Genomic DNA, 13,218 nt, shown 5'->3' with positions numbered 1-13,218 from the left:
CCGGCGCGCCACCGCCGCCCGGGCTACGGAAGCCCCGCCCGGGGCCACGGAAGCCCCGCCCGGGGCTACGGAATCGCCGGCCGGGCGGCGAGGCGCTCGAAGCGCAGGGCGAGTCCGTCCAGCAGCGCCTCCAGCCCGGTCTCGAAGGCGCCCTCGTCGACCGTCCCCCGGTGCCCGGCGAGCCGGTGCGCCTCGCCGAGGTGCGGGTAGTCGGCCGCGTCGTAGACCTCGGCGTCGGCCGGGAAGCCGGCCGCGAAGGAGGCGAGTGCGGAGCCGGTGACGAAGTAGCGCATCAGCGCGCCGATCCGGGTGGCCTGGCCGCGCGGCCAGCCGGCCTCGACCAGGTGCCCGAAGACGGCGTCGGCCAGGCGCAGCGCGTTGGGCCGCCGCCCCGGACCCTGGGCGAGCACCGGGACGATGTTGGGGTGGGCGGCCAGCGCGGCGCGGTAGGAGCGCGCCCACGCCCGCAGCGCCTCCGGCCAGGGAGTGTCCGGGCGGCCGAACATCGACAGGTCGACTTCCCCGATGACGCTGTCCACCACCGCGTCCAGGAGTTCGTCCTTGGTGGCGAAGTGGTTGTAGAGCGACGGCCCGCTGACCGAGAGCTCGGCGGCGAGGCGGCGGGTGGAGAGGACCTCCAGCCCTTCGCCGTCGATCAGCCGCAGGGCAGCGGCGACGATCCGGTCGCGGCTGAGCAGCGGGGTGCGCGGGCGGGCCATCGGGTCGCTACCTCCGGTCGGGTGGGTGAGGACCGATTCTGGCAGGTGCCCCTTCCCAGCACGGCGGGTCGGAGCTACAGTCCCCTGGTAAAACTTGCAGCGCTAGTTTAACGAGGTGGGCACCGCCGTGAACCTGGAGTTGTCCGAGGAGCAGAGCGCCGTCCGGGACCTCGCCGCCGCTTTCACCGACCGCGAGATCGCTCCCTACGCCGCCGAGTGGGACCGCGCCGAGTCGGTGGACCGCGCGATCGTCGGCAAGCTCGGGAAGGTCGGCTTCCTCGGCCTGACCATCCCCGAGGAGTACGGCGGCAGCGGCGGCGACCACCTCGCGTACTGCCTGGTGCTGGAGGAGCTCGGGCGCGGCGACTCGGCCGTGCGCGGGATCGTCTCGGTCTCGCTCGGCCTGGTCGGCAAGTCGATCAACGCCTTCGGCACCGAGGAGCAGAAACGGCACTGGCTGCCCCGGCTCACCTCGGGCGAGGCGCTCGCCTGCTTCGCGCTCACCGAGCCCGGCACCGGCTCGGACGCCGCCAACCTGACCACCCGGGCCGTCCGGGACGGCGACGACTGGCTGATCAGCGGCACCAAGACGTTCATCACCAACGGCACCTGGGCCGACGTCGCGCTGGTCTTCGCCCGTACCGGCGGCAGCGAGCCCGAGCAGCGGGGCCACCGGGGCATCACCGCCTTCCTGGTCCCCACCGACCTGCCCGGCTTCGGCCGCACCGAGATCCACGGCAAGCTCGGCCTGCGCGGCCAGGCCACCGCCGAACTCGCCCTGGACGGCGTGCGGGTGCCCGACGGCGCCCGGCTCGGCGAGGTCGGCAAGGGCTTCACGGTGGCGATGGCCGCCCTGGCCAAGGGGCGGATGTCGGTCGCGGCCGGCTGCGTCGGCATCGCCCGGGCCTGCCTGGAGGCCGCCGTCCGGTACGCGGGCGAGCGCGAGCAGTTCGGCAAGCCGATCGCCTCCCACCAGCTCGTCCAGGAACTGCTGGCCGGCATCGCGGTGGACGTCGAGGCCGCCCGGCTGCTCACCTGGAAGGTCGCCGACCACATCGAACGCGGCCTGCCGTTCGCCACCGAGTCCTCCGTCGCCAAGCTCCACGCGAGCGAGGCCGCCGTCCGGGCCGCCAACAACGCGCTCCAGGTGTTCGGCGGCTACGGCTTCATCGACGAGTACCCCGTCGGCAAGTACCTTCGCGACGCCCGGGTGATGACCCTCTACGAGGGCACCAGCCAGATCCACCAGCTGCTCATCGGGCGTGCCCTGACCGGCGTCAACGCCTTCTGAGATCCGCAAGCGCATCCCACCCCTCTCGACAAGGAGCACGACGTGCGTCCCGTCTACTTCGCCGCAGCCCGCCGCACACCCATCGGCCGGTTGCGCGGAGCGCTCGCCACGGTCCGCCCGGACGACCTCTCGGCCACCGTGCTGCGCGCCCTGCTCGCCGACGTACCCGACCTCGACCCGGCCCGCATCGACGACGTCTACTGGGGCGCCGCCAACCAGGCCGGCGAGGACAACCGCAACGCCGCCCGGATGGCCGTCCTGCTGGCCGGGCTGCCGGAGAGCGTCCCCGGAGCCACCGTCAACCGGCTCTGCGCCTCCGGCCTGGAGGCCGTCACCCTCGCCGCCCGGGCCATCGGCTCGGGCGAGGCCGACGTGGTGCTGGCCGGCGGCTGCGAGTCGATGACCCGGGCCCCCTTCGTCCTGCCCCGCCCCGACGAGGCGCTGCCGCACCGGATCGAGACCCACGACACCCGGCTCGGCTGGCGGCTCACCAACCCGCGGATGGCCGAACTGCACGGCGTGCTCAGCATGGGCGAGACCGCCGAGGAGGTGGCGAGCCGGTACGGCATCGGGCGCGAGCGCCAGGACGCCTTCGCGCTGCGCAGCCACCAGCGGGCCGCCGCCGCCCGCAAGGACGGACACTTCGACGCCGAGCTGATCCCGGTGGAGCGGCCGGACGGGGTGACGGTGACCCAGGACGAGGGCATCCGCGAGGACACCAGCCTGGAGAAGCTCGGCAGGCTCAAGCCGGCCTTCCGTCAGGGCGGCACCGTCACCGCCGGGAACGCCTCGCCGATGAACGACGGCGCGGCCGGACTGGTCCTGGTCGGCGAGGAGGCGCTGCGCGACCTCGGGCTGCAGCCGCTCGGCCGGTACGTGGCCGGGGCCTCGGCCGGGGTGCACCCGGACGTGATGGGCATCGGTCCGGTTCCGGCCACGGCCAAGGTGCTCGGCCGGGCCGGGTGGGACCTCGCCGACCTGGACACCGCCGAACTGAACGAGGCCTTCGCCGCCCAGGCGCTGGCCTCCGCCGACGGCATCGGCTTCGACCCGGAGCGGGCCGACGAGGTGGTCAACCCGAGCGGCGGGGCGATCGCCCTCGGCCACCCGCTGGGCGGCTCGGGCGCCCGCATCCTCACCACCCTGCTGCACCGGATGCGCCGCACCGGCGCCCGGCGCGGCCTGGCCACGATGTGCGTGGGCGTGGGGCAGGGTACGGCCGTGCTGGTCGAGAACGTCTGACGGAGTTACGAGTGAGCGGAGGAACCGACATGACGCGATTCGCAGGAAAGGTCGCCGTGGTGACCGGCGCGGCGCAGGGCATCGGCGCGGCCACCGCCCGCCGACTGGCGGAGGAGGGCGCGACCGTCGCCGTGGTCGACCTGACCACCGAGCGGGCGGCCGGGACGGTCGCCGAGATCACCGCCAAGGGCGGCACCGCCAAGGCCTACGGCTGCGACGTGGCCGACTACGAGGCCGTGGACGCGGTGTTCGCGCGGATCGCGGAGGAACTCGGCGGGCTGCACATCCTGGTGAACAACGCCGGCATCACCCGGGACAACCTGTTCTTCAAGATGCCCAAGGCCGACTGGGACACCGTCCTGACCGTCAACCTGACCAGCGCGTACAACTGCAGCCACGTGGCGCAGAAGTACATGGTGGCCCAGAAGTACGGAAAGATCGTCTCGCTCAGCTCGCGCTCCGCGCTCGGCAACCGGGGCCAGGCCAACTACGCGGCCGCCAAGGCCGGCATCCAGGGGCTCACCGCGACCCTGGCGATCGAGCTCGGGCCGTTCAACATCAACGTCAACGCCGTCGCCCCCGGCTACATCGCCACCGCGATGACGGCGGCCACCGCCGAGCGGGTCGGCGCCACCGCCGAGGACCACCAGGCCGAGGTCGCCGCCCGCACGCCGCTGCGCCGGGTCGGTCAGCCGGAGGAGATCGCCTCGGTGGTGGCCTTCCTGGCCAGCGAGGAGGCCTCGTACGTGAGCGGGCAGACGCTGTACGTCAACGGCGGGGCCCGGTAGTCCCGGCAGCCGGGTCCGGCAGCGCCCAGGAGGTCCCCGGGCCGCCGGGCGTCGATTTCGGCGGCCCGGGCGGCCCGGGATTGAAGTGGGTGGGAGCTGGGTAGATACGGTTAATATTCATTGAATATTACTGACGTGTCATCATATGGCCGTCTCAGGAGCGCGGTTACTTTCTCCTGGGACGGCCTTTACCTTTTCGCGTGGCCGATCATGACCATGTGCCTGGTCGGACGACCCCACCAAATGACTATGGCATGATCATGCGGCGCTCGATGGGATGTCCAAACCGACCCGACCGGACCTCGGTCGGGCCCTCTGCGTCCCAAGGAGTTCCATGGGCAGCCCCGCCACCCTCCGCCGTGCCCTGGCTCTGCTCGCCGTGGGGGCCACCGCCCTCACCGCCGGCACCATCGCCGTCCCGGCCGTCGGCGCCGCGACCGCCGCCCCGTCGCACGACCTCTCAGGCGTCCACGTCCGCCCGGCCTCCTTCGGTCACCACCTCGCCACCACCCGTCCGGCGCCGCTGACCACCACCCAGTGCGTCAGCCAGATCGGCATCCACTGCTACTCGCCCGTCCAGTACCAGGCCGCCTACAACCTGGCCCCGCTGTACAAGGAGGGCATCACCGGCAAGGGCCGCACGATCGTCATCGTCGACTCCTTCGGCTCGCCGACCATCCAGCACGACCTGGAGGTCTTCGACAAGCAGTGGGGTCTCAAGGACACCCAGGTCGAGGTCCGCAAGTGGGGCAACGTTCCCGCCTTCGACCCGAAGAACCCCGACCACACCGGTTGGGCCGGCGAGACCACCCTGGACGTCGAGTACGCCCACGCGATCGCCCCCGACGCCCACATCGTCCTGGTCGAGACCGGTGTCGCCGAGACCGAGGGCACCACCGGCCTGCCCGAGATGATGGACGCCGAGAAGGACCTCATCAAGAAGGGCATCGGCGACGTCATCTCGCAGAGCTTCGGCGCCACCGAGAACACCTTCCCGGGCTACGACAAGGGCGACTTCAAGTCGCTGACCGACCTGCGCTACGCCTTCAAGGCCGCCGCCGCGCGCAACGTCACCGTCCTCGGCGCCTCCGGCGACAACGGCGCGACCGACTCGCAGTCCAACGGCACCGACCTGTACCCGTTCAAGGTCAACTCCTGGCCGTCCTCGGACCCGCTGGTCACCTCCATCGGCGGCACCCAGCTGACCCTGGACGACAAGGGCAACCGCACCGCGCCCGACAAGGTGTGGCACGACAAGTCCGGCGCCGGCGGCGGCGGCGTGTCCGGCATCTTCGACCGCCCGTGGTACCAGGCCGGCGTCGCGAACGTCACCGGCAACCACCGCGGCACGCCCGACATCAGCATGAGCGCGGCCGTCGACGGCGCGGCCTGGACCTACGAGTCCTACGACCCGACCGCGGTCGGCTGGCACCTCACCGGCGGCACCAGCGAGGCCACCCCGCTGTTCTCGGGCATCGTCGCCCTCGCCGACCAGCTCGCCGGCCACCGCCTCGGCCAGCTCAACCCGAGCCTGTACGGCCTGAGCCTGCTCCCGAGCAAGTGGAGCGGCATCGTGGACGTCAAGGAGGGCGACAACAGCTGGGGCGGCGTCACCGGCAACAACGCCACCGAGGGCTACGACCTCGCGAGCGGCCTCGGCACCATCGACGGCACCAAGTTCGTCCACGCGCTCGCGGGCGACCTGCGGGGCGACGACGACAGCCAGGGTGACGAGCAGTAAGCAGGGACGCCTGGGGTGGGTCCATGGCGGTCGGTGTCCGATCGGCCGAGGACCGGCCGCTGACGGTTGACCGCTGACGGCTGACAAGTAACAGCGAACGGATAACAGATTTCGAAATCTGTTATCCGTTCGCTGTTTGCTGTCATCTGTTCGCCCGTGGCGAGGGCACCCGGAAGCCGGAAGCCCGGGCGCCCGGAAGCCGACCGGTTGTCAGGCCTGCTCGCCCGCAGCGGGGGTGGCGGCGAGTTGGCTGAGGTAGCGCTCGGCGGCACGGAGCTTGCGGTTGTCGGGGCCCGGGAGGAATGCGCGGAGTTCGATGATCTCCGGGGCGATGCGGATGGCCTCCGCCCGGTCGGTGATCGAGCGCCAGCAGGCCTCCGCGTTGGTGGCCGCCCGCTGGGTCTCCGGGTGGTCCGCGCCCTGCGAGCGGAGCAGCGTCATCGCCACCTCGCGGTAGATCTCGGCCGCGTCGGCCGGTCGGCCCGCGAGCCGGCACACGTGGGCCCGCACCTGGCGCACCTGGAGCACCGTCTCGGAGACGGCGCCGTGCTCGGCGATCGCCTCCAGTTCGAGGGCGAAGGCGAGGTCGGTGGCTGCGGCGTGGTCCCCCGCGTCGGCGCTGCGGACGATCCGTCCGATGACCTCGCGGTAGTCCGCGCGCGGCGCGTTGGGAGCCGGGGTGTCGGCCTGCGGGGCGGCAGGGGCCACAGCGGCGGCCGGGGCCTCAGCCGGCGCGGGCGGTTCGTCGGACGGCACCGCACCGGCCGGCACCACGTCGGACGGCACCGCATCGGCCGGCACCGCATCGGCCGGCACCACGTCGACCGGCACCGCGTCGGACCGCACCTGGTCCTGCGGCACCTCGGCCGTCGGCGGGGCGTCGGCCGGAACCTCGTCCCGGGGCTCCTCCGTGACCTCGTCCGTCGCCTCGTCGACGACCTCGTCGACGACCTCGTCGGCCTGCTCGGTGACGTCGACGACGGCATCCTCGACGACTTCCGCCACGCTTTCGTCCTCGGCAACCGACGCCGCCGGGGCCTCAGCCGCGGCCGAACCCGTCTCCGGGGCCTCCGGCCGGGCCTTGCGCAGCGTGACGCCCGCCGAGGGCGCGGCGTCCGCCACCTCCGCCACCGCACCGGCGGGAAGGACCTTGCGCAGGCTCACGCTCGACGGCGTCTCCGCCGGCTCCTCGCCCTCCTTCTTCAGGCTGACCGGGCGGGACGGTCGGGGTGGCGTGGGCGGCACGCCGGGCTTGATCAGGTTCACCGGACCACCGGCCGGCGTGGTCGGCACCGGCGCCTCGGCCGCACCCGGAGCCTCCGATGCCGCCGCAGTGGCCGAAGCGGCCGACGGCCCATCGACGGCGGCCACGGCGTCCCGCGGCTCCGCCTGACGCGGCAGCGGCGGGACCGCGGCCGGAGCCGGAGCGGCCGGAGCCGCGTCCGCGAGGGGCAGCGCGTCCGCCACCGGCAGCAGGACGTCCGCCGGCTGGGCCTCGCCCCGGCGGGCGGTGTTGCGGAAGACCGGCCGGTCCGGGGTGTGGGTGGCCAGGATGACCACGTCGGGCCGCAGCACCGAGTACACCTGCTGGCGCAGCTGCTCGGGGGCGAGCACGTCGCCCGCCCCCGGGCGGCCGCCGTGCAGCGCCTCGATCAGGGCGCGGGTGAAGGTGCCGATCTGCTCCGGGTCCGGGCTGACGACGGCCCACAGCGGGATGCCCTCGCTGAGCGGCGACACGGTGCCCTGGAGGTACGGCCAGGCGTTCTGGTCGGCGCTCAGGTCGGCGATGACCAGGGTCTGCCACTCGGCCGGACGGTGGCTCAGCTCGGCGGCGATCGCCTGCCAGGGCAGGCCGTCCTGCTTGGCGTCGCGCAGGGTGAGCTGCAGCTGGCCGCCGCGCTTGTCGGCGACGACGTGCCCGCCCAGATGGACCAGCAGCGGTCCGGGGTGCCGGGAGGCGGCGCGCAGGTGGGCGAGCACGGTGTGCGGGTCGCTGGCGCCGGGGAGGTGGACGGCGTCCACCCCGTCCGCGGCGAGCAGCACCTGCGGCGAGACGGCGGCCAGCATCGCCGACAGCACCGGCGCCTGGGCGGGGCCGCCCCGGCCCCAGGTGCGGCGGCCGGAGTTGCCGTAGCCGCCCTCGATCACCAGGATCCGGCCGCGCGGCGACACCCCGAGACCGCCGGGGCCCGCGGCCGAACCCGAACCCGGAGCCTGGGCCTGAGCCGCGGCAGCGGCCGCCGGGGACGGAGCACCCGCGGCGGGCAGGCCGGTGAGGGTCCATCCGGTGGGCGCGGCCGGCGGCGCGGGCGGCAGCGAAGCCCCTGGCGCCGAGGCGGCCGGAGGCGGGACCGAGGCGGCCGGAGCCGGGACCGAGGCGGCCGGAGCCGGAGGCACCACCGGGGGCGCGGGGGACGCCGGGGGCGCCGGGGGCGCGGGCGGCGGCTCGTACAGCGCGGCGGGCCCGGGCGGGTGCTCCTCGGCCGGCCGGCGTACGGGCGGCGGCGGTACGGCGTCCCAGGGTCCCGAGTCCGCTGCGGGTTCGGGACCTCCGGAAACAGCTGTCGTCTCCGCCATCTTCTGGTCACCGCCCCGCCCCGCCGCTTCCACGGCGTCTGATGCCCTTGCCTTCGTGGTGCCTGCCACCACAACCCGTGCGCGCCACCCTACGAGATCCCGGCACGCCCGATCCAGGCCGGGTGGCCGATCAGCCTGCCACGTCGCCGCCACCAGCCGCTATCGTGCCGTCATGACCGGCTCCGGCCCGCCCCTGCTGTTTCTCGACGTCGACGGTCCGCTCATCCCCTTCGGCGCCCCGCCCCCGGGCGGCTACCCCACGTACCCGGGCCCGGGTTCGGAGCCGTCCGGCAACCCGCTGGTGGCCCGGGTCGACCCGGCCCTCGGACGTCGGCTGCTGGGCCTGCCCTGCGAACTGGTCTGGGCCACCACCTGGCTCGCGGACGCCGACGACTGTCTGTCGCCCCGACTGGGTCTGCCGCAACTCCCCTACGTGGAATGGCCGATGGACGAAGGCGCCAGAGGAAGCGGCCAACTGCACTGGAAGACCCGCACCTTGGTCGCCCGGGCCGCCGGACGCCCGTTCGCCTGGGTGGACGACGAGATCACCGCGGCCGACCGCCGCTGGGTCGACGCCCACTCCCCCGGCCCCGCGCTGCTCCATCGCGTCGACCCCCAAGTCGGCCTCACCGAGGCCGACTTCACCACCCTCGACGCCTGGCTGCGCGCGGTCTGACCACCCGCCGACGCCATGGAGTCCCGCCCGCCGCACGGCAGTGACCGCCCGCCCGGCCGCCCCGGCGGACCGGGGTGACCGGGCGGGCGGTCCGGGCGGTCCACCGGCTCAGGAGCCTGCGAGCAGGTCCCGCAGCAGGGCGACGGTGTCGGCGTCCAGGTCCCGGCCGGTACGGCGGCTCAACGCGTCGAGGCGGTTGACGGCGCGCAGGAGCTGGTCGCGCGCGCCGGCCGAGGCGTAGGCGTAGAAGAGGTCCCGGTGCAGGAGTTCGACGTCCGGGGCGACGGCGAGGCCGCGGAAGACGGCCGCCTCGGCGCTGCGGTGGTCGCCGTACTGGAGGCGGCGGGCGGCGAGTTCGTGGGCGGTGTCGACGATCGCGGCGATCATGTCCTGGCGCTCCGACTCGGCCCAGCCGTAGGAGGCCGGCGGGGCCTCGGCGAACGGGGCGCCGCGTACCAGCGCCAGGGCGTGGGCGAGGGCGGCGTCGGCGGTCGCGCTGGTGCTGCGCATGCCGCGCCGGTAGAGGCTGCGGAACTCGTCCCAGTCGCAGGTGACGGCCGGGGCGAAGGCGTAGCCGTCGGTGGAATCGGTGGGCAGGTAGGCGCGGCCGTCGGGCGAGCTGCCGAACCAGGCCGCCAGATCGGCGAGCTTGGCCGGGAGCGGGCTCCTGGCGTCGGACGCGGTGGGGTGCGGGTCGAGGTGGGCGGCACCGGGGTGCAGGTCGTGGTCGAGCGCGTGGTGGTCGGCGCCCGGGCGCAGTGCCAGGTAGACGGCGAGCTCGGTGAGTCTGGGCAGCGCGCCGGGCTCGACGGCGCCGGGGGTGCCGGCCACGTCGATCGGGCCGAGCAGCCTGATCCGGGGGGCGTTGCGCGGGGTGTGCGCCTCCGGGGAGCGGAGGATGGCCAGCAGGTCGTCGCAGTCGCTGCGGCCGGAGGTGGTCCGGGCGACCGGGGCCACGGCGGCCGGGCCGGGCTCGACCGCCGCCCCCGCCTCGGCGCCGGAAGGGCCGCCCGGAATCCCCGCACCGGAAGCACCGGATGCACCGGACGGACCGGATGCACCGGAAGCACCGGACGCACCGGGGCCGGGCTCGGGCCGGGCCGGGACGCGCGGGTCGGTGCCGGTGGGCGCGGGCGCGCTCTGATGTGTCGGCGCGGGCTCGGCGGGCCGTACGGGCTGCACGGGCTGGACGGGCTGCACGGCCGGCACGGGGAGCACCGTCACCGGCGCATCCGCCGGTGCCGCCTCGGCCGTTCCGGCCGCGTCCTCCGCACCCGTCCCGGCCGGCTGGTCCGTCTCGGCGGGACCGCCGCCCGGCAGCCGCAGGTCGCGGGTGGCCTCGTCGGCGGGCTGCTCCGTCCCGGTGGCCGCCTGCCGCCCCTGCCCGTTGACGGCGAACCGCGCCGGACCGGCCGACGGGGGGACCGGCGCGGGAACGGCGAGCGGGGCGGGGGCAGGCGCCGGCGCCACCGGGTCGGTGCCCGCGAACGGGCTGGCTCCGGTTCCGATGACCCGGGTCAGCAGCCGGGGCCCGGCGGCCGCGTCCGCCTCCTCCTCGGCCGCCGCACCCGGAGCGCCGACGGTGGCCAGCACCGGTACGGCGACGGGCAGTTCGGTGGTGTCGGTGTCCTCGTCCCGGTCGTCCGCATCGAGGCCGGGACCGTCCAGGGTCCAGGCGGGTGCCGGGTGCTGGGTGGTGTCGTCGGCGGCCCGGAGCAGTTCGGCGACCTGGTCGTACTGGTGGTCGTCCAGCCGCTGGAGCTCGACGGTCAGGTGCAGGCCGGGGATGGCGGCCTGGCCGGTGGTCGGCAGGGTCCAGCGGGCCACCGGTCCGGTGCCGCGCTCGGGGGCGCGGGTGATCACGGCGACGCAGGTGCGCGGGCGGGCGTCCAGCAGTCGGCCGAGTTCGGCGGGCACGTCGCCGCCGGGCTGCTGGGCGCAGAGCACGATCTCCGGCACCCAGGACTCGTCCGCCTGACCCCGGCTGCGGGCCTCGCGCGGGCTGGCGGCCTCGGCCGCGATCAGGGTGGCGCGGGCCTTGGCGGTGCGCGGGCCGAGGGCGGCCAGCGCGGCCTCCAGGGTGGGGTGGCGGTGGATCCGCTCGGCGGCCGGCCCGCTGATCGGCACCTCCTCGGCGAGGTCCACCAGGTGGAGGTGGAGCCGGTCGGCCAGCGGGCTGTGGGCGAGCTCGACGGCGAGGGTGCGCAGCACGTCACGGGCGTCGTCGGGGTGCCCGGACAGGTGCAGCAGCCGGACGGCCTCCAGGTCGGCGAGGACCACCGAGCCGTCGGGCGAGGTGCCGAGGGTGACCAGCGCGGGGTAGGGCGCGGCGGTCTTGCGGGCCTGCGCGGGGCTCAGCAGGTCGCCGGACCCGTCGCCGCACCACCAGACGTTGGCGGCGTGCGCGGCGCGGAACGGGGCGATCGGGGTGGCCGGGCCGGACAGGTGCAGTTCGATGGTGTGGTCGGGGGTGATCCGGGCCGCGACGATCGCGGGCAGCCGCTTGCCGCCGCGCACGGTGTTGCGGGCCAGGGTGCGCAGGGCGCGGTCCAGCAGCTCCAATCCGGCCTGGTCCTGACGGGCCCTCAGTTCGTTCTCGAAGGCGGCGGCCTCGGCGTCGGGCATCGCGATGCGGTGCCGGGGGCGGCGGGCGCGCAGCTGGGTGCCGCGCTTGTAGGCGACGGTGCCGACCATCATGGCGGCGAGCAGCACGCCGACGGTGGAGGCGCCCAGGGCGATGCGGTAGTCGTCGCTGGGCGCCGGTTCGGCGTGCACGGCGGGGGCGGGAGCGGGCGTGTGGGCGGGCGCGTGGGCGGGCGCGTGGGTCGGCGCCGGGGGCGTCTGCGGCGCACCCTGACTCGGCGCGCTCGGACTCGGGGCGGCCGGACTCGGGGCGGCCGGACTCGGCGCACTCTGACTCGGCGCGGCCTGGGAGGGCGCGGGTGCCGGGGCCTGGGTGGCGGAAGGCTGACCGGCAGGAGTCTGCCCGGCAGTCCCCGAGGGAGCGGGCGCCTGCTCGGAACCGGACGCGGGCGCGGAAGCCTGCGCGGCCGCCCCCGGAACGGTCAGCACCATCCCCGGCTCCAGCACGTCCGGATCGGTCAGTCGCTCCCCGTCCGGCGCCTGCACGCCCTTGTTCGCCTCGAACAGCTCGGGCCAGGCCTCGGCGTCCCCCAACTCCCGCTGGGCGATGGCCGACAGGCTGTCCCCGGACTGCACGGTCACCGTCTTCGGCCCGCCCGCGCTCGGCTCCGGCCCGGACTGCGGCGCCTGCGCCTGGCCGGAAGCAGGAGCCGGGGCAGGCGTCGACACAGGCGCCGACGCAGGCGCCGGAGCAGGTGCGGGGGCGGACGCCTTCGCCTCGTCCGGCTTGGCGTCCGCCGGCATCAGCAGCTCCCACCCGGGCTGGATCGGCCGTTCCGCGTCGAAGCGCAGACCCGAATCGTCCATCACCCGGCCGTCGTTGAGCCTGGCGATCTCCTCCCAGCGCTCACCGGAGCCCAGTTGGCGCTCCGCGATGGACCACAGGCTGTCCGCCGGGCGGCTGTCCCGCACGGTGTACGTGGGGTGCTGGTCCGCCGCCGGGGCCTGCGCGGCGGCCGGCCGGGCGGCGGGCAGCGCGGCACGCTGCACGCCCGGGGTCAACTGCGCCTGGGCGGAGGGGGCGTGGGCGACCTCGGGCACGGCCGCGAAGGCCGAGCCGGCCACCGGCAGCAGCGCGAGCACCGAGCCGACCAGCCCGGCCGCGAGCCGCTGGCTCCAGCCGAAGGCCGGGATCCGGCGGGCGATCCGGCCGCGCAGCTGGGCCGGGACCTCCAGCAGGACGGAGAGTGCGAAGCACGCCCAGGCCAGCCACCCGACCACCACCAGCAGCCAGAGGAACAGCCGCCCGTCGTCCGGACCGGTGAGCGCCTCCCCCACCCCGCCGGACGCGACCTCGCCCATCGAGGCGACCGCCTGGGTGCCGTAGAGCAGCAGCGCGGGGACGCCGAACAGCAGGGCGAGCAGGGTGACCAGCGCGGCGAGCGCGGTGATCAGCGCGCCGCCGCGGCCGCCTCCGGTCCGGCGCCCGCTCCGGGCGTGCCCCCTCACGGTTCGCATCCCGTCCCTCCCTGTTCCCCCGGACCCCGATCCCGGCCCACCGGTACGGGCCTGGGCGGTACGGGCCTGGTCCTTGGCACGTG

At 75.1% G+C, this 13,218-nt stretch carries 8 protein-coding genes; 5 read left to right on the top strand and 3 right to left on the bottom strand.

Annotated elements, in window-relative coordinates; all coding sequences use genetic code 11:
• Window positions 1–65: 65 nt before the first annotated feature.
• A complete protein-coding gene (locus ACZ6Z8_RS27710) occupies window positions 66–719 on the bottom strand; it encodes a TetR/AcrR family transcriptional regulator (protein WP_465612750.1) in 654 nt (217 codons plus the stop codon).
• A 127-nt stretch (window positions 720–846) separates the two neighbouring features.
• Between ACZ6Z8_RS27710 and ACZ6Z8_RS27705 the strand changes: the two genes are divergently transcribed.
• The 4 genes from ACZ6Z8_RS27705 to ACZ6Z8_RS27690 all read left to right on the top strand — a co-directional run bounded on the left by ACZ6Z8_RS27705 (window position 847) and on the right by ACZ6Z8_RS27690 (window position 5,781).
• Window positions 847–2,010, top strand: coding sequence for an acyl-CoA dehydrogenase family protein (locus tag ACZ6Z8_RS27705; protein WP_465612838.1), 1,164 nt, complete (start codon window positions 847–849; stop codon window positions 2,008–2,010).
• Between the two features lie 42 nt (window positions 2,011–2,052).
• On the top strand, window positions 2,053–3,252 hold the full coding sequence (locus ACZ6Z8_RS27700) for a thiolase family protein (protein WP_465612749.1): 1,200 nt from the start codon (window positions 2,053–2,055) through the stop codon (window positions 3,250–3,252).
• Window positions 3,253–3,281: 29 nt separating this feature from the next.
• Window positions 3,282–4,040 (top strand): 3-oxoacyl-ACP reductase FabG, encoded by a 759-nt coding sequence (gene fabG, locus ACZ6Z8_RS27695; RefSeq protein ID WP_402814906.1) that lies wholly within the window; start codon window positions 3,282–3,284, stop codon window positions 4,038–4,040.
• A gap of 334 nt (window positions 4,041–4,374) precedes the next feature.
• Complete coding sequence (locus ACZ6Z8_RS27690) at window positions 4,375–5,781, top strand: S53 family peptidase (RefSeq protein ID WP_465612748.1); 1,407 nt, start codon at window positions 4,375–4,377, stop codon at window positions 5,779–5,781.
• 210 nt (window positions 5,782–5,991) lie between these two features.
• Here the strand turns inward: ACZ6Z8_RS27690 and ACZ6Z8_RS27685 are convergent, their stop codons facing one another.
• A complete protein-coding gene (locus tag ACZ6Z8_RS27685) occupies window positions 5,992–7,953 on the bottom strand; it encodes a hypothetical protein (protein WP_465612747.1) in 1,962 nt (653 codons plus the stop codon).
• A gap of 577 nt (window positions 7,954–8,530) precedes the next feature.
• Here ACZ6Z8_RS27685 and ACZ6Z8_RS27680 point away from each other — a divergent pair.
• Window positions 8,531–9,034 (top strand): HAD domain-containing protein, encoded by a 504-nt coding sequence (locus ACZ6Z8_RS27680; protein ID WP_465612746.1) that lies wholly within the window; start codon window positions 8,531–8,533, stop codon window positions 9,032–9,034.
• A 108-nt stretch (window positions 9,035–9,142) separates the two neighbouring features.
• Here the strand turns inward: ACZ6Z8_RS27680 and ACZ6Z8_RS27675 are convergent, their stop codons facing one another.
• Window positions 9,143–13,135: a LysM peptidoglycan-binding domain-containing protein gene (locus tag ACZ6Z8_RS27675; RefSeq protein WP_465612745.1), complete on the bottom strand. Its 3,993-nt coding sequence runs from the start codon at window positions 13,133–13,135 to the stop codon at window positions 9,143–9,145.
• Window positions 13,136–13,218: the final 83 nt, after the last annotated feature.

Source organism: Kitasatospora sp. NPDC101108, from assembly GCF_055584725.1.
The sequence above is the reverse complement of the archived record's forward strand: the minus strand, read 5'-3'. Positions and strand labels throughout refer to the sequence as shown.

Bases quoted from the DNA above. Each gene is read 5' to 3' on its own strand.
- ACZ6Z8_RS27710 (WP_465612750.1), bottom strand. From the start codon at position 719: ATGGCCCGCCCGCGCACCCCGCTGCTCAGCCGCGACCGGATCGTCGCC.
- fabG (WP_402814906.1), top strand. From the start codon at position 3,282: ATGACGCGATTCGCAGGAAAGGTCGCCGTGGTGACCGGCGCGGCGCAG.
- ACZ6Z8_RS27690 (WP_465612748.1), top strand. From the start codon at position 4,375: ATGGGCAGCCCCGCCACCCTCCGCCGTGCCCTGGCTCTGCTCGCCGTG.
- ACZ6Z8_RS27680 (WP_465612746.1), top strand. From the start codon at position 8,531: ATGACCGGCTCCGGCCCGCCCCTGCTGTTTCTCGACGTCGACGGTCCG.
- ACZ6Z8_RS27675 (WP_465612745.1), bottom strand. From the start codon at position 13,135: ATGCGAACCGTGAGGGGGCACGCCCGGAGCGGGCGCCGGACCGGAGGC.